Origin of the sequence: Amorphoplanes friuliensis DSM 7358 (assembly GCF_000494755.1) — a bacterium.
In the GTDB taxonomy this organism is placed as follows: domain Bacteria; phylum Actinomycetota; class Actinomycetes; order Mycobacteriales; family Micromonosporaceae; genus Actinoplanes; species Actinoplanes friuliensis.
The window spans coordinates 7,320,323-7,340,729 of sequence record NC_022657.1; the positions used below are offsets into that span (position 1 = coordinate 7,320,323).

Consider the following 20,407-nt stretch of genomic DNA (forward strand, 5'->3'; position numbering starts at 1 on the left):
TGGGCATGAAATTCGGGGTGGTTCTGCCGGGTGGCACGGCGCCGGAGCAGGTGGAGCAGGCGGTTCTGGCCGAGCAGTCGGGCTGGGACGGGGTCTTTGTCTGGGAAGCAGCATCCGGGGTCGACGCCTGGAGTCTGCTCGCCGCGATGGCCGTCGTGACGACCCGGGTCCGGCTCGGCACGATGCTCACACCACTGCCGTGGCGCCGCCCCTGGAAGGTCGCGAGTCAGGTCGCCACGGTCGATCAGCTGTCGAACGGCCGGGCGGTGCTGGGCATCGGCGTGGGCGCGGTGACGGACGACCTCCCGCTCACCGGCGAGACCACCGACCTCCGCGAACGCGCCGCCATGATGGATGACGGCATCGACCTCATGCGCACACTATGGGCCGGCGGCACGAGCCATCACGGGCCGCACTACGACTACAAGGTCGAGCGTGACGACCCGGCCGAGGTCGGGCGTCCGGTGCAGGACCGCGTTCCGATCTGGGTGGTCGCCGTCTGGCCCCGGCCCAAATCGCTGCGCCGCGTCCTCAAGTGCGACGGCGTGATCCCCGGCCACGGCGGCGGCCCCGACGAGATGCGGGCCATGCGAGCCTGGCTGGTCGAACGCGGCGCACCGGAGGACCTGGACATCCTCACCGAGGGCGAAACGCCGGGCGACGACCCGGCCGCGGCCCGCGCACAGGTGGCGCCCTGGGCGGACGCCGGGTGCACGTGGTGGATGGAGACCCGCTGGGAGCTGCCGCACCACAGCCCCGAGCGCATGCGGGAGATCCGCGCCCGGATCGCGGCGGGCCCGCCCGCATGATCACGCCGTTCGAGCTGCACCTCGCCGACGACACGATCACCGACCTGCGCGACCGGCTCCGGCGCACCCGCTGGCCCGAGCCCGCCACCGTCCCCGGCTGGACGCAGGGTGTGCCACTGGACTACTTGCGGGACTACTGGGCGGACGGCTACAACTGGCGTGCCTTCGAGGCCCGGATCGGTGCCCTGCCCCAGTTCCGCACGACGATCGACGGCCTCGGGCTGCATTTTGTGCACGCCCGCTCGGCCAACCCTGATGCCGTCCCCCTGATCCTCACTCACGGCTGGCCCGGCTCGATCGTGGAGTTCGCCGAGGTGGTCGGCCCGCTCACCGAGTCCTTCCACGTGGTGTGCCCGTCCCTGCCCGGTTACGGCTTCAGCGACCGCCCCACCGGTCCCGGCTGGACGGTCGAACGCATCGCCCGCGCCTGGGTCGTGCTGATGGACCGCCTCGGCTATCCGACCTTCGCGGCGGCCGGCCACGACTGGGGCACGAGCATCACCACGAGCATGGCCCAGCAGGACCCCGACCGACTCCTCGGCATCCACCTGCTCCCACCCCTGGTGGCGCCCGACCCGGCAACCTTCGACACCCTCACCGACGCCGAACGCTCGGCCCGGAACGACCTGTCAGCCGGCGAGAGCGGCGACGGCTACTCGCACGAGATGTCGACCCGGCCCCAGACCATCGGGTACGCCCTGGTCGACTCCCCGGTGGCCCTCGCCGCCTGGATCCTTGAGAAGTTCGAGGCCTGGACGGATGGCGAGCCCATCTCCCGCGACGCGCTGATCGACAACTTGATGCTCTACTGGCTGCCGGCCACAGGTGCATCGGCCGCCCGCCTCTACTGGGAGAGTTTCGCCGAGGTCCGCGACCGCTTCCGCGTCGGCACCACCGACAAGATCACCGTCCCGACGGGCTGCTCGATCTTCCCCCGCGAAAATCCCCACCCGTCTCGCCGCTGGGCCGAAAAACGCTTCAAGAACATCCGCTACTGGAACGAACCACCCCGAGGCGGCCACTTCGCCGCCTTCGAACAGCCGGCGCTCTTCGTGTCCGAGGTTCAAGCCTGCTTCCGCGCGCTGTTGTCATGACACTATGGACCGGTGCCGCACATCAACCTGCCCAACCTGCCCGGAATCGTCGGTCTGCTGGTGCAGTTCCCCCAGACGGCCGGCCCCCTCAACGGCCTGGCGGACGCCCTGCTGCGCGGCCCGTCCCCGCTGACACCAGCCGAACGCGAAACCATCGCCGCGTACGTCTCCAGCCGCAACAAATGCACCTTCTGCGCCGAAACCCACGGCGCCGTGGCCCGCCACCTCGGCCAGCCGGAAGAGCACAGCCCGAAAATGCAGGCCCTGCTCGCCCTGGCCGACAAGGTCCGCGTCGACGGCCGCAGCGTCACCCCGGCCGACATCGACCAGGCCCGCGCCGAAGGTGCCGACGACAAGACCATCCACGACACGGTGCTGATCGCGGCCGCCTTCAGCATGTTCAACCGCTACGTGGACGGCCTCGCAACCCTCACCCCCGAAAACCCGGCGGCCTATGCCCAGCACGCCAAGAACTTGGCGCAGGGCGGCTACCTGACCACCCCACAACCCTGACGACCCGCCGCGCTTCGCACATAACCCCGACGAGGGCCCGTTCCGGCGCGGCTCTCCCGCGCGGCATCGTGCCCATGAACCGGTCGAGGCCATGCTCGCCGCCGCCCGGCTCGACGTGCTGGTCGTCGGGCCGGCATGACCTACTGACCAGGCGGGCAGGGCAGTGATCGCGCTGGCCCTCGGGCGATCGCGGGCGGGCCACGCCTTGCTGATCAAGCCGGCAGGGTAGTGATCGCGCCGGCCCAAACGACCGCCGACAGTGATCACCCGGCCCGATCGATCGCGGGCAGCGACTGCGCCGGGCCGGGCCATCGCGAGCACTGACCGCGCCAAGCCGGCGACACCCCAGGCAGCGATCCCCCGACCCGGACCATCGCGGGCACTGATCGCGCCAGGCCGGCGACCGCAGGCAGCGATCCCGCCGGGCCGGGCCATCGCGCGCAGTGATCCCGCCGAGCCGACGACCGCAGGTAGCGAACCCCCGAGCTGGGCGATCCCGCGCAGCGATCGCGCCAAGCCGACGACCGCAGGCAGAAATCCCCTCGACCCGGACCATCGCGGGCACTGACCGCGCCAGGCCGGCGACCGCAGGCAGCGAACCCCCGAGCTGGGCCATCGCGCGCAGTGATCCCGCCAAGCCGACGACCGCAGGCAGAAATCCCCTCGACCCGGACCATCGCGGGCACTGACCGCGCCAGGCCGGCGACCGCAGGCAGCGAACCCCCGAGCTGGGCCATCGCGCGCAGTGATCCCGCCAAGTCGGCAACCGCAGGTAGCGAAACCACGGCCCGGGCCATCGCGCGCGCTGGTCCCGCCAAGCCGGCGACCGTAGGCAGCGCCCTCGACCCGGCCCATCGCGGCCACTGGTCCCGCCGAGCCGGCAAACGCAGGCAGCGAACCCCCGGCCCCGGCCATCTCGTGCACTGATCGCGCCAAGCCCCAGGAGATCGCGAGTGTTCATACCGATTGTTGCCCGGCGGGGCAGCAGTCCCTGGCGCGGGCAACCCGGTGGGATTCGACCTTGACCGGCACCACCTCGACTGTGACCCGGCGTGGATGTCCGCCGCGGCCCGGGTACCGGTGGGCGAGGATGGCCTGATGACCAAGCTGACAGGGCAGCAGATCGCCGAGGCGGATCTGGACGGGTGGGTTCATCTCATCGGCGGGCTGCAGACGCGGATCCCGACCACCGGTTTTGCCGCCGGTCTGGCGATCGTCACCTCCATCGGGGCGGCCGCCGTGGACCTGGGCCACCATCCCGACCTGGATCTCCGCCAGGACCACGTCGGTGTGCGCCTCACGTCCCACGACGTTCGGGGCGTTACCGAGCGGGACGTCGACCTGGCCCGCACGATCTCCACGATTGCTGACGGCGCGAACACCGGGACCACCGCCGCGGGTGTTTCGCGGCTCGAACTGGCCCTGGACTCGCCGGCGTTCGACCGGGTTCTTCCCTTCTGGGGTGCGGTGCTCGGCCTGGAGCACCTTTCCGGCGAGGACTTCGGCGATGAACTGCGCGATCCGGCCGGCACCCTGCCCACCATCTGGTTCCAGGAGTCCGGCACCGACGAGCCGCGCCAGCGCTGGCACCCGGACATCTGGGTGGACCCGGCGGAGGTCCAGCCCCGCATCGACGCTGCGGTTGCGGCGGGTGGCACGCTGGTCAGTGACGCCGAGGCACCGAGCTTCTGGGTGCTGGCCGACTCCGAAGGCAACAAGGTCTGCATCTGCACCTGGCAGGACCGCGGCTGACCCGATGAGTGTCAGGGGTCGGGGAGAGCGGCGACGTGGGCTGCCGACACCCGCTTGGGGACAACCATCCGCCAGGCATCGGTGACCAGCTCGTGCATCTGGCGGTGATCCAGCGTCGCCAGCCAGGCCTGGGCCCAGGCAAAGCGTAGGTCGGTGGCACCCGGCAGGTGGAAAACCGTGGGCTGGGAGGCGACCAGGGCTTCCCTCTCCTCCCTCGGGAAGGCGAAGCCCATGGTCTCCTCGTCGCGGGAGAAAGCCACGTACACGATCTTGCCCACGCGGAATTTGACCCGGTCGTGGATCAGGTGCTCGGTCGTGCGGGGCAGGCGCCGGGCTACCTCGCGGACGTCTTCGACGGTGACCATTCCGGCACGGTAGCGCCGGGGTGTGACATCCGAGCGTTTCAGGAGGAGCGGGGTCGCGGGACCGCCGGCAGGCGGGTGGTGTCCTCGCCTTCCTCGGGCGGGATCGCCTCGCGGACCTTGGCGCGGGCCACCCGGTCCGGCGCCAGGCGGTAGGTCGGGGCCTTGACCAACTCGTCCGGCACCAGATGCCGTCCCGCCCTGGTCTCACCGTCGGTTTCCGCGGGCGCCTCGACCGGCTTCGCAGCGGCCGGGGACCGCGTGTCGATCAGCCTTGGGGAAACCGGTGAACCGGCCGCCTCCGGGGCAGTCGCCCGGTAAGGCGCAGCAGCAGACCCGGCCGAGGTCGAGGTCGAGGTCGACGACGCCGCCTGGGAGAGCGACGACGCCGGGGAAGGCGAGGCCGGGGAGAGCGACGAGGCCGAGGAAGGCGAGGCCGCCGCGGAAGGCGAAGTCGACGAGGCCGAGGAAGGGGAGGTCGCCGCGGAAGGCGAGGAGGCTGACACAGGCAGGGAAAGCGATCCGAAGGCAGGCGTCGGCGGAGAGATCAGCGCCGCCGACTCGAGCGACGAAAGCACGGAAGCCGTACGCGGCGTGGGTGCGAAGCCCGGCCGCTTTGATCGGGACGCCGCCTTGGACCGGAGCGAAGCCGACGGTGCCGGACCAGCAGCCTCCGGAGATGCGGGCGCCGGGGCAGCGGGAACGACCGCGGCCGTCCCCCGGGCCGCCTTGCGGGCACCGATCAGTCGCGCGGCCATGCTGAAGACGCTGCGGGTCGCCGTGTCGTATCCGGCCTGGTAGGCCTCGTCGCGTTCCGGCCCGGTGCGGTACCACTGGTGCCATCGGCCGGCGGCGTACCCGGCGCCGGCCGTGAGGGCGGCCAGCAGGGTGATCAGGACGGCGTTGTCGGTCATGGTGCGATTCTGGTCAGTGCATCGACCGGAGACTATAGACCGTTTGACGTACCCCGTTCGGTCGACAAGGCCGCCCAGGTGGCGATCTGTGCGCGGCGGGAGGCGCCCAGTTTGGTGAGGATGTGTTCGATGTGGGCCGCGGCGGTCTTGGGTGAGATCGTGAGGGCGGCGGCGATTTCCCTGTTGGTGAGGCCTTCGCTGACCAGGCGGGCCACTTCGGCCTCGCGGGAGGTCAGGAGTGTGCCGGTCGGTGACGGCGGCGTGGTGGACAGCGCAGCAGCCCCGGCCGACACCATCCGCGATGCCGCCAGCGTCGAGAATGCGTCGGCCGGCCTTCGTGAGCGGGTGGCGCAGCGGGCCTGGTCCAGGAGGGCCTGGGTACCCTCCCAGAACCGCCGTCGCCCGTCCCAGAACGCGGCCGCTTCCGACAGGGCCACCCGCGCCTTGCCTGTCTGTCCTTCGTGCAGGAGCACCAGGCCGGCACCGTGATCGATCGCGCCGAGGGTGCCCGGGATCGCCCGATCACGGAGGAGGGCCGAGGTGCGTGCCAGCCAGTCGCGGGCGCCGGTGAGGTCCTGTGCGGCGAGGTACGCGCGCACACCCGTCACGACGTACGGGAAAAGGTAGGCGGCGTCCCGGACCTTGGCCGACGCCGCGTAACCGCGCTCGCACCAGGCGATCGCGGCGGTGGAATCACCGCGGAGCTGGGCGACCGACGCCAGGCCCCACCAGGCCGGGGAGACGCGCTGGAGCTCGCCCATCGCGGCGCCGAGCGCCGCCGCCTCGGTCAGGCTCCTCTCGGCGCTGTCCCATTCGCCGCGGCCGAGGGCGACAAAGCCGAGTACGTGCAGCGCCGTGATCCGGGTGGTGATCCCCTGCCCGTCGGCCAGGGCGTGCGCGGCGCCGGCGTGGGCCGCCGGCCAGGAGCCTTCGGCCCAGTCGACGTGAGCCAGATGGGCAGTCATGTAGTGGCGGTCGTTGAAGCGTTCGACCGACTCGGCGTACTCGATGCCGGCGCCCAGCCATTCCCGGGCCAGGTCGTATTCGACCAGCACCGACGCGGACGAGCCGAGCATCCGGTAGCCGCGGGCCGCCTCGGCTTCCAGGCCGGTGCGACGGGCGCGGGTGACGGCGTTCTCGAGCATCTGCCAGCCCTCGTGCATGCGGCCGCCGAAGACCAGGATCGAGCCGAGGGTGCCGCCGAGGTGGCAGCGCAGCTGGTGATCACAGTCCTCGACGGAGAACGCCTCGGCCAGCACGCCGACCTCGGTCGCCTCTTCCAGCCTCCGGTCGAGCATGTAGGCCGCGGCCAGCGCCGCGTGCAGGCCCGCGCGGATCTCCTGCGCCGGCTCGTCGCTGCGCGCCTCGATCAGGGCGAGCCCTTCCCGGAGCAGGCGCAGCCGTTCGTCGAGGCCGGCGCCGAGCAGGTGCCGGGCCGCGACCAGGTCCGGCACGAGCGCGGCCGCGCTCAGATCGTCACCCAGATCCAGACGCATCCTGTACGCCCGCAGCAGCGTCTCCACAGCCTCGGTGTTCTCGTCGACGGCCGCGAGCTCGGCGGCGTACCGGGTCAGCAGGCCGGCGCGGGTGCTCGCCGGTGTGGCCACGGGGACGGTGCGCAGTGACCGCCGGTAGAGCTCGACGGCCTCGCGGTGTGCGGACATCTCGACCGCCTCACCGGCCGCGGCCAGGGCATACGTGTACGCGTCCGCCGGGCGGCCCGCCTGCTCGAACTGGTCGCTGACGAACGCGCCGGGCAGTCCGGCCGCGATGGCCGCCCCGGCCGCCCGTGCGTGCAGGTCGCGGCGGTGGTGCGGGGGCAGGTCGGCGAGCAGCGCGTCACGGATGAGGGCGTGGCGGAAGTCGTACGTGATCTTGTTGGGGTGAGGTGACACGAAGAAGCGTTCGGCGAGCTCCCGCAAGCCGTCGTCGACGAGGTGCGGGCTGTCGCCGGTGATCGCGGTGAGCAGGTCCACATCGAACGAGCGTCCGATCACCGACGCCGCACCGGCAAGATCCCGGGCGGGCGCACTCAGCGCCGCCGCGCGGGACAGGACCGCCTCGGCCAGGGTTTCCGGCAGGCCGGTGGCGTCGCCGACCGTGGCGAGGAACTCCTCGACGTGCAGCGGGATGCCGTCGCTGCGGGCGAAGATCGCCCCGGTGACCGCACCCGGCAGGACCGCGTCGGAGATCGCGGCGGCCAGGACGGCCGTGTCCTCCGGGCCGAGGCGGGACAGGCGTGCCTCCTCGGCGTGCCGCTGGTTGAGCAGGCGGGTCCGCCACTCGCGGATCGGCACCCGCGGGTACAGCTCGTCGCTGCGGTACGTGCCGACGACCAGCATCGGCAGTGCGGGCAGCCGGCGGGCGAGCCGGGCCAGCGCCTCACAGGTCAGGTCGTCGGCCCAGTGCAGGTCCTCGAGGGTGAGCAGCAGCGGCTCCGGACCCGCGCCGATCTCGGCCAGCGCATCGGCGAGGTCGGTCACCAGCAGTCGCCGCTGACGGTGACTGTCGCCGTCGTAGGCGCGCCGGAGGAGCTCTGCTGTGCGCGTACCGAAAAGGGAGAGTGCGTCGGCGATGAGCGCGCCGGCGACGTCGGCGTCCGAGGGGAACGCGCCGGCGCCGGCCACCGTGAAACCGCGGGCCGCGGCCCGTGCGGAGATCGCGGCCAGCAGGCGGGTCTTGCCGATGCCGGCCTCACCGGCGAGGAAGAGCAGCCCACCGCGGCCGGAAGCGGCCGCGTCGAGCCGGCGGTCCGCGAGGGCCAGCAGGTCGTCGCGGCCGACCAGCACCGGGCTCGGGGCGCGCATGAGCGTGACTCTAGGCCGACACCGGGAGCGTTCCTAGGTGTAATGACCGATGTCCGACGCTCCGCGTTCTTGCAGGCTGATGCCGGTAACCACAACGAGGGGGACGGTTCCGATGGCGAAGTTCATGGACGTGCACAGCGGGTTCTTCGGCGTGACGCACGAGGAGCTCGACGCGGCGCACTGCGCCGATCTGAAGATCGAGGCCGAGGAGGGTGTGCACTTCGAGCGCGCCTGGCTCGACCCCGAGCTGGGCAAGGTGTTCTGCCTGTCGACCGGTCCGAGCAAGGAGGCGATTCTGCGCATCCACGAGCGGGCCGGTCATCCCACGACGGAGATCTACGAACTGACTGAAGAGGTCTAGGAAGCCGCCGTTCGCGACGGGGGTGCGCTGCCAGGGGCGCCCCCGTCGATCGCGATCGTGAGGGTGGCGAGGTAACCGTCGGTGACGCTGCCGGTGACCGTGGCGAGTTCCGTGGCGGCGGAGTCGTCACCGAAGACGGTGTCGGTGGCGAGCGAGACCTGGCTCAGGTTGCTGACGCTCCGGCTGTAGCCGTCGGTCGCATACACCGCGTCGGCGGCGGTCGAGGGGAGGGCGATCTGCGAGGTCTTCACGATCGGGCCGTCGCCGCTGGTGGCGTTGACGAGCGACGAGTAGACCTCGAAGTGGATGTGCGGCCAGCGGCCCGAGTAGCAGGCCGGGAAGATGCTGGTGAAGCTGACCTTGCCGGTGCTGTCGGTCTCCTGGATGCCGCGCAGATAGTTCTGGTCGGTGACCCCCGAGGAGTACAGCGAGTAGTTGCCTTCGCGGTCACAGTGCCAGGCGTAGACGGCGGCGCCGGTCACGGCAGCACCGTCGAGGTCGGTGACGACCAGGGAGAACTCCAGCGGCACACCCTCGGCGGTGCCGGACGCGTCGCCGTACGAGGGACGGATGTCCTTGCGCACGATGCCCTGCTCGGTCCGCACGTCGGGGCCGTTCGAGCCGTCCGCGGGGAACGGGCCGGCCGTCTCCGACTCGACCTCGGTGAGATCACCGGTGGTGCCCGTCGCCTCTTCCGCGGTGCTGTCGCACGCCGCGACACCGCCGACCAGGGCCAGAGCGCCGGCACCGCCGAAGGCCGCGAGCAACCGGCGCCGCGACATCGTCCGCAGGTCGAACTGCAGGCCCTTGTCGTGCACCCGGCGCACGTACGCGGCGTTGTCCTGATCCTTCTGCTCCTGCACGACCGGCACCTTCCCTCGTGAACGCTGTGCGGTAAGCAAAGCCTTTCCACCTGTGGGCGCTCTGTGCGTTCGCTGTGGCAGGGTTTTTAATGACCGGCATGGTGACGGTGGCGATCGTGAGTCCGGGACATATGGGTGCAGGCCTGGGTAAGAGCCTGCGGGAGGGCGGCGCACGGGTGGTCGCCACGGTGGCCGGACGCTCGGAGCGCACCCGCCGGCTGGCCGAAGGGCTGGAGTTGCTCCCGTCGCTGGCCGAGGTCGTGTCGGCGGCCGACGTTGTGCTCTCGGTGACACCGCCGGGCTCCGCGCTCGCCGCGGCCCGCTCCATCGCGGACGCGGCCCGGTCCACCGGTTCGTCACCGGTCGTGGCGGATTTGAACGCGATCTCTCCGGCGACCATGGCCGCTGTCGCGGAGGCCTGTGCCGGCCTGCCGGTGGTGGACGGCTCGATCTCCGGCCCGCCGCCGTCCACCCGGCCGGGTGCCAGGATCTACCTTTCCGGCGTACGCGCGACCGACGTGGCCGGGCTCCCGTGGAACAGCCAGGTGGAGCCGATCGTGCTGGGTACGGAGCTGGGCTCCGCGAGCGCCCTGAAGATGTGCACCGCCGGCGTCTACAAGGGCCTGAACGCGCTGGTCACGCAGGCGATGCGAACAGCCGGCCGGTACGGCGTACTCGATCAGGTGTTGGCGGATCTGGCCCGCAACGACCTGGACGGGTCGGCGGGGGTGGCGGTGTCGGCGACCAAGGCGCACCGCTTCGTGGACGAGATGCGCGAGATCGCGGCGACGCAGGCCGGTGCGGGACTGACACCGGCGCTGTTCGAGGCCCTGGCCGCGGTGTATGCGGAGGTGGCCACGACGGTGCTGGCCGCGGGTGATCCGGAGTCGGCGGACCGGTCGCTGAGCCCGGCCGAGATCGTCCGCCGCCTGTCCCCGGAGGTTTAGTAAAGAAGTCTTGCGCAACGCTTCTTTAGTATGCGACGGTGGGGTCATGCCCCAGATCAAGGACGCAGCCGTGTTGAAGGCGGTCGCCCACCCCGTCCGCCGCCGCCTGCTCGATGTCCTGCGGGTCGACGGCCCCTCGATGCCGAGCGTGCTCGCCCGCACCACGAGCCAGGCGGTCGCCAACGTCAGCCACCACCTGCGCGTGCTGGCCGAGGCCGGCCTCATCGAGGAGGCCCCCGAGCTCGCCAGGAACCGCAAGGAGCACTGGTGGCGCATGCCGGACAGGAGCATCAGCTGGCAGCTGGCGGACTTCGACGGTGACCCGGCCGACCTGGCCGCGGCCGACGCCGCCATGGCCATCGGCCTGCAGCGCCAGGTCGAGCTGATCTCGACCTGGCTGGGCAGCCCGGCCTCCCGCGAGGAGCCGTGGACGGGCGCGGCGTTCTCGACGGACGGCTTCCTGCGCCTGAGCCCGGCCGAGCTCGCCGCCATGGGCGAGGAGATCCAGCAGATCGTCGACAAGTACGCCGGACGTCCCGAGGCGCCGGACCGGGAGCCGGTCTTCGTGATCGGCCGGGGCTTCCCGGCGCGACCGTGACCAGCCCTGCGCACACACGCCGCGGCGTGCTGCGCGACACCGACTTCCGCAAGCTGTGGGCCGGGATGACCGTCAGCAAGCTCGGCACGTCGGTCGCCAGTGTCACCACTCCCCTGATCGCCGTGCAGGTGCTCGACGCCGACGCGTTCAGCGTCAGCCTGCTGACGGCGGCCGCCTGGCTTCCCTGGCTGCTGATCGGTCTGCCCGCGGGCGCCTGGATCGACCGTGTCACCCGCAAACCGGTGATGATTCTCAGCGACCTGGCCGCGGCGGCGCTGGTGATCAGCGTTCCGGTCGCCGCCGGGCTCGGCCACCTCACCATGGCCCATCTGCTCGCGGTGGCGCTGCTGCTCGGCGTGGCCACGGTGTTCTTCACCGTGGCCTGGACGGCCTATCTGCCCGCGATGTTCGACAAGGACGATCTGGTCGGCGCGAACTCCGCCCTGCAGAGCACCGAATCAGCCTCCCAGGTCGCCGGCCCGGCGGTCGGCGGACTGCTGATCACGGCCGTCAGCGCGGTGGCGGGTCTGGTCGTCGACGCCTTCACCTTCCTGATCTCCGCCTTCAGCCTGTGGCGCATCCGCCGCCCCGAACGCCGCCCGGCCGCCACCGAACGCCAGAGCCTGCGCAGCGACATCGCGCAGGGCGCCCGCTGGCTGATCAACGACCGGTTCCTGCGCAACCTGACCCTCTACGGCGCGTCGTCGAACCTGTGGCTGACCGGCATCAACGCCCTCACGGTGGTCTTCCTGGTCCGCGAGGTCGGCGTGAGCACCACCGGCGTCGGCCTGCTGATGGCGGCGATCGCCCTCGGCGGTGTCGCGGCGGCCACCGTCACCCCTCGGCTGGTGAGTGGTCTCGGCGGGGCGCGCTCCCTGGTGGCCTGCAAAGTCTTCGGCGGAGTGGCCTCACTGCTGGTGCCCCTGACGCAGCCCGGCCCGGGCCTGACGATGTTCGTCCTGGGCATGCTGGGCATCGCCGCCGGCGCCATCGCGGGCAACGTGGTCAGTGCCAGCTTCCGTCAGGCGTACGTGCCACCGGGCCTGCTCGGCCGAGTGCTGACCAGCATGCAGTTCGTCAACTTCGGCGCCATCCCGATCGGCGCGGTCCTCGGTGGCGCCGCCGCCGGCCTCGCCGGCACCCGCGGAGCAATGTGGATCATGGCAATCGGGTACGCCCTGAGCGGCCTGATCCTCGTCCTGGGCCCGTTCCGCGGCCGCCGCGACCTGCCGGTGTCCGAGGTTGTCCTGGCCGGCTGACCTCACCGGGCGCGCTGGGCCAGGTCTCCCGCCATCCGCTGGTGGACGTGCCGGATCAGGGCGGCCAGATCGGCGCAGAACACCGACGGGTTCCGGAATCCGTCCTGAGCGCGGTAGCGGTGGGCGTAGTGCCCGCCGCCGCAGACCCGGTGCAGCGGGCACGCCTGGCAGGTCTCGGACAAAGCCGCCGCACCGATCTGGCGGGCGACGACACCCGGGTGGTCCAGGGCGGCATCGAACGTGTCGGCGAAGACGGTCAGACCGGTGGCGCAGGCGCCCGGGTACGCGGATTTCAGCGAGTCGACCAGCTCGATCGCGCCGTTCGTCTCGACGACCACCACCGCGACCGGGCTCAGCCCGACCTGCTCCGACCGGCCGGCCCCGCCGAGGAGGAGCGCCATCACGTCCTCGAAGAGCCGGATCGACACCTCCCGGCTCGGCGCGTCGTACCAGCGGTCGAAGATCGTGATGAGCCAGTCCGCGTACGGCGTGACGCTGCCGGTGGCGGGGCGGTGCGGCGGGTCGGACCAGTTGGCGTGCGGCAGGAGCAGGTCGATGGCCGGTGGCCGGTACGTCAGCAGCGCCTCGTAGCAGGCCAGCGGATCCGTCGACGGATCAACGGTGCAGAGCAGACCGTCAAAAACGTGGGAGTAGCGCGGACCGGTCAGCAGGCGCAGGCCACGGTCCACAACACCGGCACTGCCCCTGCCGTCGGGATAACGCCGGCGGCTGTCGTTGTCCGCGGCGACACCGTCGAGACTGACGCCGACCCCCACGCCGTGCTCCGCGAACAGGTCCAGGATCGGCTCGTCGAGAAGCGTGCCGTTCGTCTGGATCTGCAGGTCCAGCCGGCAGCCGCCGGTGAACGCGGCGCGGAAGTCGGTGATCAGCTCGCGCAGCCGGTCGCGCCCGGCCAGCAGGGGCTCCCCACCGTGCAGCACCAGGCGCATGGTGGGGAGGTCGTGGGTCGCAGCGTGCCCGGCCATCCGCCCGGCGGTGGCCCTCCAGGTCTCCCGGGTCATGACCAGCGGCTGATCACGCCACGACTGATCGGCCATCGTGTAGACGTAGCAGTAGTCGCAGGCGAGATTGCAGCGCTGGTGAACCTTGAGCACCACGTCGCGGAACGGCGTGGGCCGCCGGCCGGACCGGCGGACCGCGTCGACGTCGAGCTCCCGGTCCGGCCATCGAGGCGCGACGGCGACCTGATGGACGGTCATGGAGTTCCCTTCGGACCGAGGACGTCCGATCACATGCTAGAAGGAGCCGGGTCAGGCCCTACACCGGGACGACGTCGGCGACGACGCAGGCGATGTTGTCGGGGGCGCCGGCGTCGAGGGCCAGGTCGACCAGCTGGTTGACCGTGGCCGACGGGTCGAGGCCGGCCGACAGCACCGGTGCCGGGTCCACCACCGCCCACAGGCCGTCGGAGCACAACAGATAACGATCTCCCTGTACGGCGGTGCGCAGCGAGATGTCCGCCTCGCCGTTCGCGCCGAGGGCTCTGACCAGCACCGGGCGCTGCGGGTGGGTCAGCAGGTCGGCGGCGTCCAGCCGGCCTTCGTCGACCAGGGTCTGTACGTAGGAGTGGTCGTCGGTGAAGCGGGACACCACGCCACCACGCAGCAGGTACGCCCGGGTGTCGCCGATGTGCACGACGCCGACGCGGCTGCCGGACCACAGCAGGGCCGTCAGCGTGGAGATGGACTGGTCGCCGTACTGCTCGACGGCGGCCGAGGCGTTACGCAGGCCGGCAGCGAGCGAGTCCAGCGTCAGTTCCGGCAGGGCCCGGAACGCGTCCACTGCGGCGGTGGCCGCGAGGGTGCCACTCGGCCCCGAACCGTCCGCGACGGCCAGGAGGGTGCTCCCCGCGTACGCGATGTCGTGGTTGGTCTCGCGGACCTTGCCGGTCTCGGAGCGGGCGGCGAAGCGGAGGCCCAGGGTGGGCCGGTTCTCGGACATGGGGGTTCCCTTCCCGGTGAGGTGATCGACGAGGAAGCCCGCGAGCCGTTTCCGATCCGCCAGTTCGGCCTCGGCCTCCGCCAGGTGGGCGGTGATCGCGGCGGCCGCGGCGGGACCCGGCAGGTCGCAGACTTCCTGGATGCGGGCGAGCGGCATGCCGATCCGTCGCAGCCACGCCACCAGACGCGCCCGGCCGAGCTGCGCCGGGGCGTAATAGCGGTAGCCGGAGTCGACATCGACCGCGGCCGGCCGGAGCAGGCCGAGGTTGTCGTAGAGACGCAGAGCCTTGGGGGACAGTCGCGCTGCCCGCGCGAAGGCCCCGATCGTCAGCAGCTCGCCACCCATGTCCATCACCGTCGACCTTGCCCCACGGTCAAGGTCAAGGAAGATGCGGGCCCCCGCCGATCAACGGGGGCCCGCGGTCCTCAGCACCTCAGACGGCCACCGGCGCGGGGGCGTGCGACGGGGCTGCCGGCTGCTGAAGTTCGGGCCGTTTCACGAACGGCGAGAGGCGGGGCCGGCGCCGGGCGGCCAGGTCCTCGACCCAGCCGAGGGCGAGCACGGCCACCGCGAGGGCGGTGATCGCGATCGAGAAGTCGACCACGTCCTCGAGCCCCTGGGTGGGGATCCGCCAGAGTTCGAGCGGGTCGAACAGCATCACCGCGATCGTGATGGCCACGTTGTGCCACAGGTAGATCGTCACGGCCCGGTTGTTGACCATCGACACCAAACCGTCGATCGGGCGGACCCGGGCCAGCCACTCCATGCGCGGTGACCAGCGCAGCAGGGCAAGGACAAAACCGATGCTGAAGACCGTGTACGCGACCGGGATGCCGGTCAGGTCGATGCCGTTCTCCCCCGGGTGCAGGTAGGCCCACCCGAGCGCACCGGCCACACACGCGGCGGCCAGGCTCAGGACGGTCGACGGCCTGAGTTTGGCCAGGTCACCCTCGCGGTGGGCAAAACCCAGGACCCAGCAGCTTCCGAACGCGAGGACGTTCTGCACGACCCAGCCGGCGGTTTCCCCGAAGGTGTTCGGGTACGCCGTGAGCAGCATCAACCCGAACAGCGGCAGCAGCACCGTCGGCAGGTTCCACCGGCGGTAGAGGCGCAGCAGCAGCGGCGACAACAGGACGAGCCACAGGTAGGTGACGAGGTACCAGAGCACACCCGCGGCCGGGTAGCCGAACTCGCTCGACGGCGGGTCAGCGATCGGGAACGCCCAGAGCAGCAGGTGCGGCCAGGAGGGCCGGTCGGGCCACCCCTGCTGGAGCATGAGCGGCACCGCGATGAGGCCCATCACCCACAGTGCGGGCAGCAGCCGGCGGACGCGGTTCTTGACGGCGCGTGACGCCGACCGGTCGAGCGACTTGACCATCAGCGAGCCGCCGAGCGCGAACATGACCCCCATAGAGGGAAAAACGAGTTCGAGGGCGGCGATGGGGAAGGCGTGGAACAGCACGACCCGGATGATGGCCACCGCACGCAGCGTATCGAAGTAGCGGTCCCGTCCGACCACGGTGCCCTCAGCCATAACGCCTCCAACTGCCATTACTCGCCCCAACCGCAAGCAGCGGCGACTACAGACAGTAGTGTCTTTCGTGATCACCGCAGCGGTCCGAACGGACGGTCCCCGTGGCCGTTCCGGTGACCCGGGCGGCGGCCCGGCCGGGGAAGCGCCGAGCGGTTCCGGCCTCCGACATCGATGTCATAATGACCCTCTGCGCCGGATTCGCCCCGCCGCACCATCGCCGAAGAGTTCGGAGCAGCATGTCCGCAGCCCGGTCAGCCGAAGCCGCACGCCGGCCGACACTCACCCAGGTGGCCGCCCTGGCCGGGGTGAGCCTCAAGACGGCGTCCCGGGCGCTGAACAGCGAGCCGAACGTCGCCGAGGAGACCGGCCGCCGGGTCCGCGACGCGGCCGACCAGCTGGGTTACCGGCTCAACGGCATCGCCCGGGAGCTGCGCCGCGGCGCCACGTCCGCGCTGGTCGGGCTGATCAGCGGCGACCTGACCAACCCGTTCTACTCGGCGGTCGCGAGCGGCATCGAGCGGGAGCTGCGGCAGCACGGCCTCCAGCTGGTGACGGCGAACAACGACGAGGACGCCGAGCTCGAGCACGAGCTGATCGACGCGTTCCTCGAGCGGCGGGTGCGGGCGCTGCTGGTCGTGCCGAGTGCCGACCGTCATGCGTACCTCGCGATCGAGGGCAGCCGGGGTGTGCCGTTCGTCTTCCTGGACCGCCCGCCGGACGGTGTCGCCGCCGACGTGGTGGTCATCGACAACGCCGGTGGCGCCCGTGCCGCGGCCGAGCACCTGCTGACCCGGGGACACCGCCGGATCGCCATGGTCGCCGACCTGGCCCGCATGGTGCCGCAGCGCGGCCGGATCGAGGGTTTCCAGCAGGCGATGCGCGCCGCCGGCAACAGCGAGTGGGAGCCCTACCTGCGGACGGACGTGCACGACGTCCGCCGGGCCGAGCAGACCGTCCGCGAGCTGCTGGAGCTCGACCCGGCGCCGACCGCGGTCTTCACCACCAACAACCGCCTGACCACCGGAGCCCTGCGGGCGCTCAAGGAACACCCGGACCCACCGGCGCTGATCGGCTTCGACGACTTCGACCTGGCCGACGTCATCGGCACGACGGTGGTGGCCCACGACGCCGTCGTGATGGGTCGCGAGGCGGCCCGGCTCGCGGTCGAACGGATCGGCGGCCACGCCGGCCCGGCCCGCTCGATCGTCATCTCCACCTCCGTCATCGCCCGTGGAAGCGGTGAACGCCCGCCCCGCTGAACGGCTCCCGCCGATCGGCGTCTCTTTGTGACCCACCTCCACCGGGCAAGCGGCCTGCGGCTCCCCTAGAGTTCCAGGGGTGACGCTGGAGATCGAACGTGCGCCGCTGTCGCGCATCGACGTCGCCATCAAGTCGCCGCAGGAGCTGCGCGACGAAAGACGGGCCGCCGCACTGCGGACCGAGGTCATTCTGAAGATCACGCTGGTGACACTGGCCTGGCTGGTCTCGGTCTCGCTGCTGCTGGGGTGGGGTCTGACCGGCCCGGAGAAGCAGCCGGTGACCGTCCTGCTGGCCGCGCTGCTCGCGGTGGTGGGCCCGTTCGTCGGTGCGGTCATCGCCACCCGGCACGGCCAGTTCTTCCTCGGCGGGGTGTACGTCGTGCTGACACTGGCGATGGTTCTTCCCGCGCTGAGCATGGTCCGGGCAGGATGAGGGCATGGCCGAGAAGGAAGAGCGCGACGGCGTACCGCTGACGAACCTGGACCAGGAGCTCTTCCCCGGCGCCGGGGCGACCAAGCGGGAGCTGGTCGACTATCTCGACGCGGTCCGCGAGCGGATGATCCCGGTGCTGCGTGACCGGCCGCTGTCGGTGGTCCGGGTGCTGCGCGGCCAGGACAAGTTCATGCAGAAAAATCTCCCGAAGTACACGCCCGAGTGGGTCCCGCGGACCGCGGTGTGGGCCGAGGCGTCCCACCGCGAGGTGCAGTACGCCCTCTGCAACGACCGCCGCACGCTGCTGTGGTTCGCCAACCAGCGCGCGGTCGAATATCACCCGACGCTGATGACCGTCGGCGACCGCGACCACCCGACGCACCTGATCATGGACCTGGACCCGCCCGAGGGCGCCGGGTTCGACGTGGTGGTCAAGGCGGCCGGGCTGGTCCGGCAGGCCCTCGCCGACGCGGGCATGGCCGGTGCGGTGAAGACCAGCGGGTCCAAGGGCGTGCACATCTTCGTGCCGCTCGACGGGAGCGCGGCCACCATCGACGTGGCGGCGGCGACCCGGGCGGTCGCGGTCCGGGCCGAACGCCTCGATCCGGCCCTCGCCACCACCGCGTTCATCCGCGAGGACCGGCACGGGAAGGTTTTCCTCGACGCGACCCGCGCGGGTGGCGCAACGGTCGTGGCTGCCTACAGTCCGCGCGTCCGGCCCGGTGTGCCGGTGTCCTTCCCCGTCGCCTGGGACGACCTCGGCGACGTGACGCCGGGCGACTTCACCGTGCGGACCGCGCCCGGCCTGCTGAAGGACGGCGACCCGTGGGCGCAGGCCATGCCGGATCCCCAACCGCTGGACCCCGGGCTGGTCGAGGAGGGCCACACGATCCCCGTGGCCCGGGTCGCGGCGATGCACGAGGGCAAGCGCCGCGCCCGCGCCAAACGCGCCGAGAGCTAGGGGGTGTCTGGTGGATCACGGCGAGTCTGCGGCGAGGTCCAGGTTTCGCGTCGCCAGTGGGCCGGAAGGTCGCATACCGGTGTTGTATGTGGCCTTTCGGACCGCGCAGCGAGGCGGAAGCTGGGCCCGGCGCAGGCCGTCGTGATCCACCAGACACCCCCTAGGACACGAGGTCGCGCCAGAAGGTGACCGTGGGGCGGCCGGGCTCGATCGGCTTGCCGCCGAACTCCGCCTGGAAGTAGGTCGCCAGGTTCGCGCCGTAACTGATGATGTCGGTCTGCATCACCGACAGCACCGGATGCCCGGACGTGCCGTGGCCCGCGGGCAGGTAGCGGTGCGAGTACACCGGGACCAGGCGTGGCGCGATCAGCAGCAGCGGGCGGGCCATGGTGAGCGCGTCCGCCGTCGACTGCGGTTGCGGGCCCCAGCCTTCGTACCAGAAGCCGTTCTCGGCGACGTCGAAGAGCACGCCCTCGACCGGCTCGGCGAGTTTGTCGCGGAGCTGGTCGCGGTCGCCGTCGCGCCAGTCCGGCCAGCCGCGGCCGACCGGCAGACCGGCGGCGAGGAAGGCCCGGTGGTCGTCGGCGAACGAGAAGCCGAACTCCTTCTCGACCGCGTCGGCCTCCTCGTCGGTCAGCCCGGGCCGGCGGGTGAAACGGCCGTAGGAAGCAAGCACATCAGCGGCGGCGGTACCTTCATCGACCACCGGCACAGACTAGAGCGACATACGGCGATCGGTGTAGGCCTGTACTCGAACGGAGTCGCTGCGGGAGACAGCGCGGGGACGACGCGCCGGGAGCCTGCACGACCCTAACTTCCAGGGCATGACAATCACGGGAACACCAAGGAAGGGAAGGGTGGAGGCCGTGCCGCAATCGTTGCCGTGGGTCGCCGCCACTCTCACGCTCGTCGGCGTACCGGCCGGTCTGGCGATCACCGGCGGCAACGTGCAGGGTGTGATGACCGCCTGTCTGGCGATCGCGTTGGCCCTGCTGATGTTCGCGGTCCGCCGATGGCCACTCACCGTGCTCGTCGTCTCGGTCCTGAGCGTGATCGCGTTCCGGACCTCGGTGCTGATCGGGACCGGCTGGGCCTGGCCCGCGACGGCCGCGTTTGTCGCGCTCGCTCTGGCCGGGAGGATCCGGACCGCTGTTGTCGCCGGGGCGATCACCATCGCGTACGGCTTCGTCTGGGACTGGGTTGTCGAGCAGAAGTCCACCGACTGGGTGCTGGGCCACGTCGGCGGCGAGACGCTGTTCCTGGCCGCGGTGATCGCCGCTGCGGTGGCGTACCGGAACACGCGGCGGTGGCAGGACGAGGTAGCGGCGCGGCTTCAGCAGTCGTTGCACGAGCAGGAGCTCGAGGCGCTGCGCCGCCGGGCCGAGGAGCGGGTCGGCATCGCGCGCGATCTGCACGACGTCGTGTCGCACACCCTCGCCGTCGTCGGGGTGCATCTCAACGTCGCCCTGGACGCGTTCGACGACGAACCCGGCGAGGCCCGCGACGCGCTGCGTCTGGCCCAGGACGTCCGCGGCCGGGCCATGACCGACCTGAAGTCCCTGGTGGACGTGCTGCGCGAGGGCGACCGGATCGCCACCCCGGCGGCCGGCCTGGAAGGATTGGCCGGCCTGGCCGACCAGGTACGCGCAGCCGGCGTCGACGTCACGGTCACCGAGCTCGGCGACCGCTCCGAGGTGCCGGCACCCGTCGCCACGGCGGTCTACCGCGTGGTGCAGGAGTCGCTGACCAACACCGTCCGGCACGCCGGCGCCACCCGGGTTGCCGTGTCGCTGCACTACACCGCCGTGAACGTGACCGTGGAGGTCACCGACGACGGCGGCGGGAAGACCACGACCACGGAGGGCCACGGGATCATGGGTATGCGGGAACGTGTCGCCGCGCTGGGTGGAGCACTGACCGCCGGGCCGGGTCCGGGTGGCGGTTTCACGGTCCGCGCGCTGATCCCGATCGCGGCCTGA

The 20,407-nt window shown here is 71.3% G+C and carries 20 protein-coding genes; 12 read left to right on the forward strand and 8 right to left on the reverse strand.

The window, feature by feature from the left end; genetic code table 11:
• Positions 1-5: 5 nt before the first annotated feature.
• From AFR_RS33715 to AFR_RS33730, 4 genes are all read left to right on the forward strand, one after another.
• A complete protein-coding gene (locus AFR_RS33715; protein WP_041841346.1) occupies positions 6-809 on the forward strand; it encodes an LLM class flavin-dependent oxidoreductase in 804 nt (267 codons plus the stop codon).
• Positions 806-1,903: an epoxide hydrolase family protein gene (locus AFR_RS33720; RefSeq protein WP_023561309.1), complete on the forward strand. Its 1,098-nt coding sequence runs from the start codon at positions 806-808 to the stop codon at positions 1,901-1,903. Before AFR_RS33715 ends, AFR_RS33720 begins: the two co-directional genes overlap by 4 nt.
• Before the next feature lie 12 nt (positions 1,904-1,915).
• Positions 1,916-2,416, forward strand: coding sequence for a carboxymuconolactone decarboxylase family protein (locus AFR_RS33725; RefSeq protein WP_023561310.1), 501 nt, complete (start codon positions 1,916-1,918; stop codon positions 2,414-2,416).
• A gap of 1,098 nt (positions 2,417-3,514) precedes the next feature.
• Complete coding sequence (locus AFR_RS33730) at positions 3,515-4,168, forward strand: 4a-hydroxytetrahydrobiopterin dehydratase (RefSeq protein WP_041843084.1); 654 nt, start codon at positions 3,515-3,517, stop codon at positions 4,166-4,168.
• Positions 4,169-4,179: 11 nt separating this feature from the next.
• Here the strand turns inward: AFR_RS33730 and AFR_RS33735 are convergent, their stop codons facing one another.
• Genes AFR_RS33735 through AFR_RS33745 form a run of 3 tightly spaced genes read right to left on the reverse strand, consistent with a single transcriptional unit; the run spans position 4,180 to position 8,251 of the window.
• Positions 4,180-4,533 carry an MmcQ/YjbR family DNA-binding protein gene (locus AFR_RS33735; RefSeq protein WP_023561312.1) on the reverse strand — a complete coding sequence of 118 codons (354 nt, stop codon included), beginning with the start codon at positions 4,531-4,533 and terminating at the stop codon, positions 4,180-4,182.
• 38 nt (positions 4,534-4,571) lie between these two features.
• Complete coding sequence (locus AFR_RS33740) at positions 4,572-5,444, reverse strand: hypothetical protein (RefSeq protein WP_023561313.1); 873 nt, start codon at positions 5,442-5,444, stop codon at positions 4,572-4,574.
• 32 nt (positions 5,445-5,476) lie between these two features.
• Entirely contained in the window at positions 5,477-8,251 is a 2,775-nt protein-coding gene (locus tag AFR_RS33745; RefSeq protein ID WP_023561314.1) for an ATP-binding protein, read from the reverse strand.
• 112 nt (positions 8,252-8,363) lie between these two features.
• On the opposite strand from AFR_RS33745, the gene AFR_RS33750 reads away from it, so the two are divergent.
• A complete protein-coding gene (locus AFR_RS33750) occupies positions 8,364-8,612 on the forward strand; it encodes an SCO4226 family nickel-binding protein (RefSeq protein WP_023561315.1) in 249 nt (82 codons plus the stop codon).
• On the opposite strand, the gene AFR_RS33755 is transcribed toward AFR_RS33750, so the two are convergent.
• Positions 8,609-9,475 (reverse strand): dioxygenase family protein, encoded by an 867-nt coding sequence (locus AFR_RS33755; protein ID WP_052359863.1) that lies wholly within the window; start codon positions 9,473-9,475, stop codon positions 8,609-8,611. The two genes, AFR_RS33750 and AFR_RS33755, sit on opposite strands and share 4 nt — an antisense overlap.
• Positions 9,476-9,591: 116 nt before the next feature.
• Here AFR_RS33755 and AFR_RS33760 point away from each other — a divergent pair, with 116 nt between their 5' ends.
• The 3 genes from AFR_RS33760 to AFR_RS33770 are packed head-to-tail and all read left to right on the forward strand — an operon-like array spanning position 9,592 to position 12,279.
• Positions 9,592-10,422 (forward strand): NAD(P)-dependent oxidoreductase, encoded by an 831-nt coding sequence (locus tag AFR_RS33760; protein WP_238547171.1) that lies wholly within the window; start codon positions 9,592-9,594, stop codon positions 10,420-10,422.
• 46 nt (positions 10,423-10,468) lie between these two features.
• The gene (locus tag AFR_RS33765) at positions 10,469-11,020 is read left to right on the forward strand and encodes a winged helix-turn-helix domain-containing protein (RefSeq protein WP_023561318.1); all 552 of its coding nucleotides are present in this window, start codon (positions 10,469-10,471) and stop codon (positions 11,018-11,020) included.
• Complete coding sequence (locus tag AFR_RS33770; RefSeq protein ID WP_041841348.1) at positions 11,017-12,279, forward strand: MFS transporter; 1,263 nt, start codon at positions 11,017-11,019, stop codon at positions 12,277-12,279. Before AFR_RS33765 ends, AFR_RS33770 begins: the two co-directional genes overlap by 4 nt.
• Before the next feature lie 2 nt (positions 12,280-12,281).
• Here the strand turns inward: AFR_RS33770 and AFR_RS33775 are convergent, their stop codons facing one another.
• The 3 genes from AFR_RS33775 to AFR_RS33785 all read right to left on the reverse strand — a co-directional run bounded on the left by AFR_RS33775 (position 12,282) and on the right by AFR_RS33785 (position 15,775).
• A complete protein-coding gene (locus AFR_RS33775; protein ID WP_023561320.1) occupies positions 12,282-13,499 on the reverse strand; it encodes an FxsB family cyclophane-forming radical SAM/SPASM peptide maturase in 1,218 nt (405 codons plus the stop codon).
• Between the two features lie 58 nt (positions 13,500-13,557).
• Positions 13,558-14,586 (reverse strand): MerR family transcriptional regulator, encoded by a 1,029-nt coding sequence (locus tag AFR_RS33780; protein ID WP_041841349.1) that lies wholly within the window; start codon positions 14,584-14,586, stop codon positions 13,558-13,560.
• Between the two features lie 88 nt (positions 14,587-14,674).
• A complete protein-coding gene (locus AFR_RS33785) occupies positions 14,675-15,775 on the reverse strand; it encodes an acyltransferase family protein (protein ID WP_023561322.1) in 1,101 nt (366 codons plus the stop codon).
• Between the two features lie 236 nt (positions 15,776-16,011).
• Between AFR_RS33785 and AFR_RS33790 the strand changes: the two genes are divergently transcribed.
• The 3 genes from AFR_RS33790 to ligD all read left to right on the forward strand — a co-directional run bounded on the left by AFR_RS33790 (position 16,012) and on the right by ligD (position 18,428).
• On the forward strand, positions 16,012-17,034 hold the full coding sequence (locus AFR_RS33790) for a LacI family DNA-binding transcriptional regulator (RefSeq protein ID WP_023561323.1): 1,023 nt from the start codon (positions 16,012-16,014) through the stop codon (positions 17,032-17,034).
• Between the two features lie 79 nt (positions 17,035-17,113).
• The gene (locus tag AFR_RS33795) at positions 17,114-17,467 is read left to right on the forward strand and encodes a hypothetical protein (protein ID WP_023561324.1); all 354 of its coding nucleotides are present in this window, start codon (positions 17,114-17,116) and stop codon (positions 17,465-17,467) included.
• 4 nt (positions 17,468-17,471) lie between these two features.
• Positions 17,472-18,428 (forward strand): non-homologous end-joining DNA ligase, encoded by a 957-nt coding sequence (gene ligD, locus AFR_RS33800; RefSeq protein WP_023561325.1) that lies wholly within the window; start codon positions 17,472-17,474, stop codon positions 18,426-18,428.
• A gap of 160 nt (positions 18,429-18,588) precedes the next feature.
• On the opposite strand, the gene AFR_RS33805 is transcribed toward ligD, so the two are convergent.
• Positions 18,589-19,134 carry a hypothetical protein gene (locus AFR_RS33805; RefSeq protein ID WP_041843087.1) on the reverse strand — a complete coding sequence of 182 codons (546 nt, stop codon included), beginning with the start codon at positions 19,132-19,134 and terminating at the stop codon, positions 18,589-18,591.
• Positions 19,135-19,294: 160 nt separating this feature from the next.
• Here AFR_RS33805 and AFR_RS33810 point away from each other — a divergent pair, with 160 nt between their 5' ends.
• On the forward strand, positions 19,295-20,407 hold the full coding sequence (locus AFR_RS33810) for a sensor histidine kinase (protein ID WP_041843088.1): 1,113 nt from the start codon (positions 19,295-19,297) through the stop codon (positions 20,405-20,407).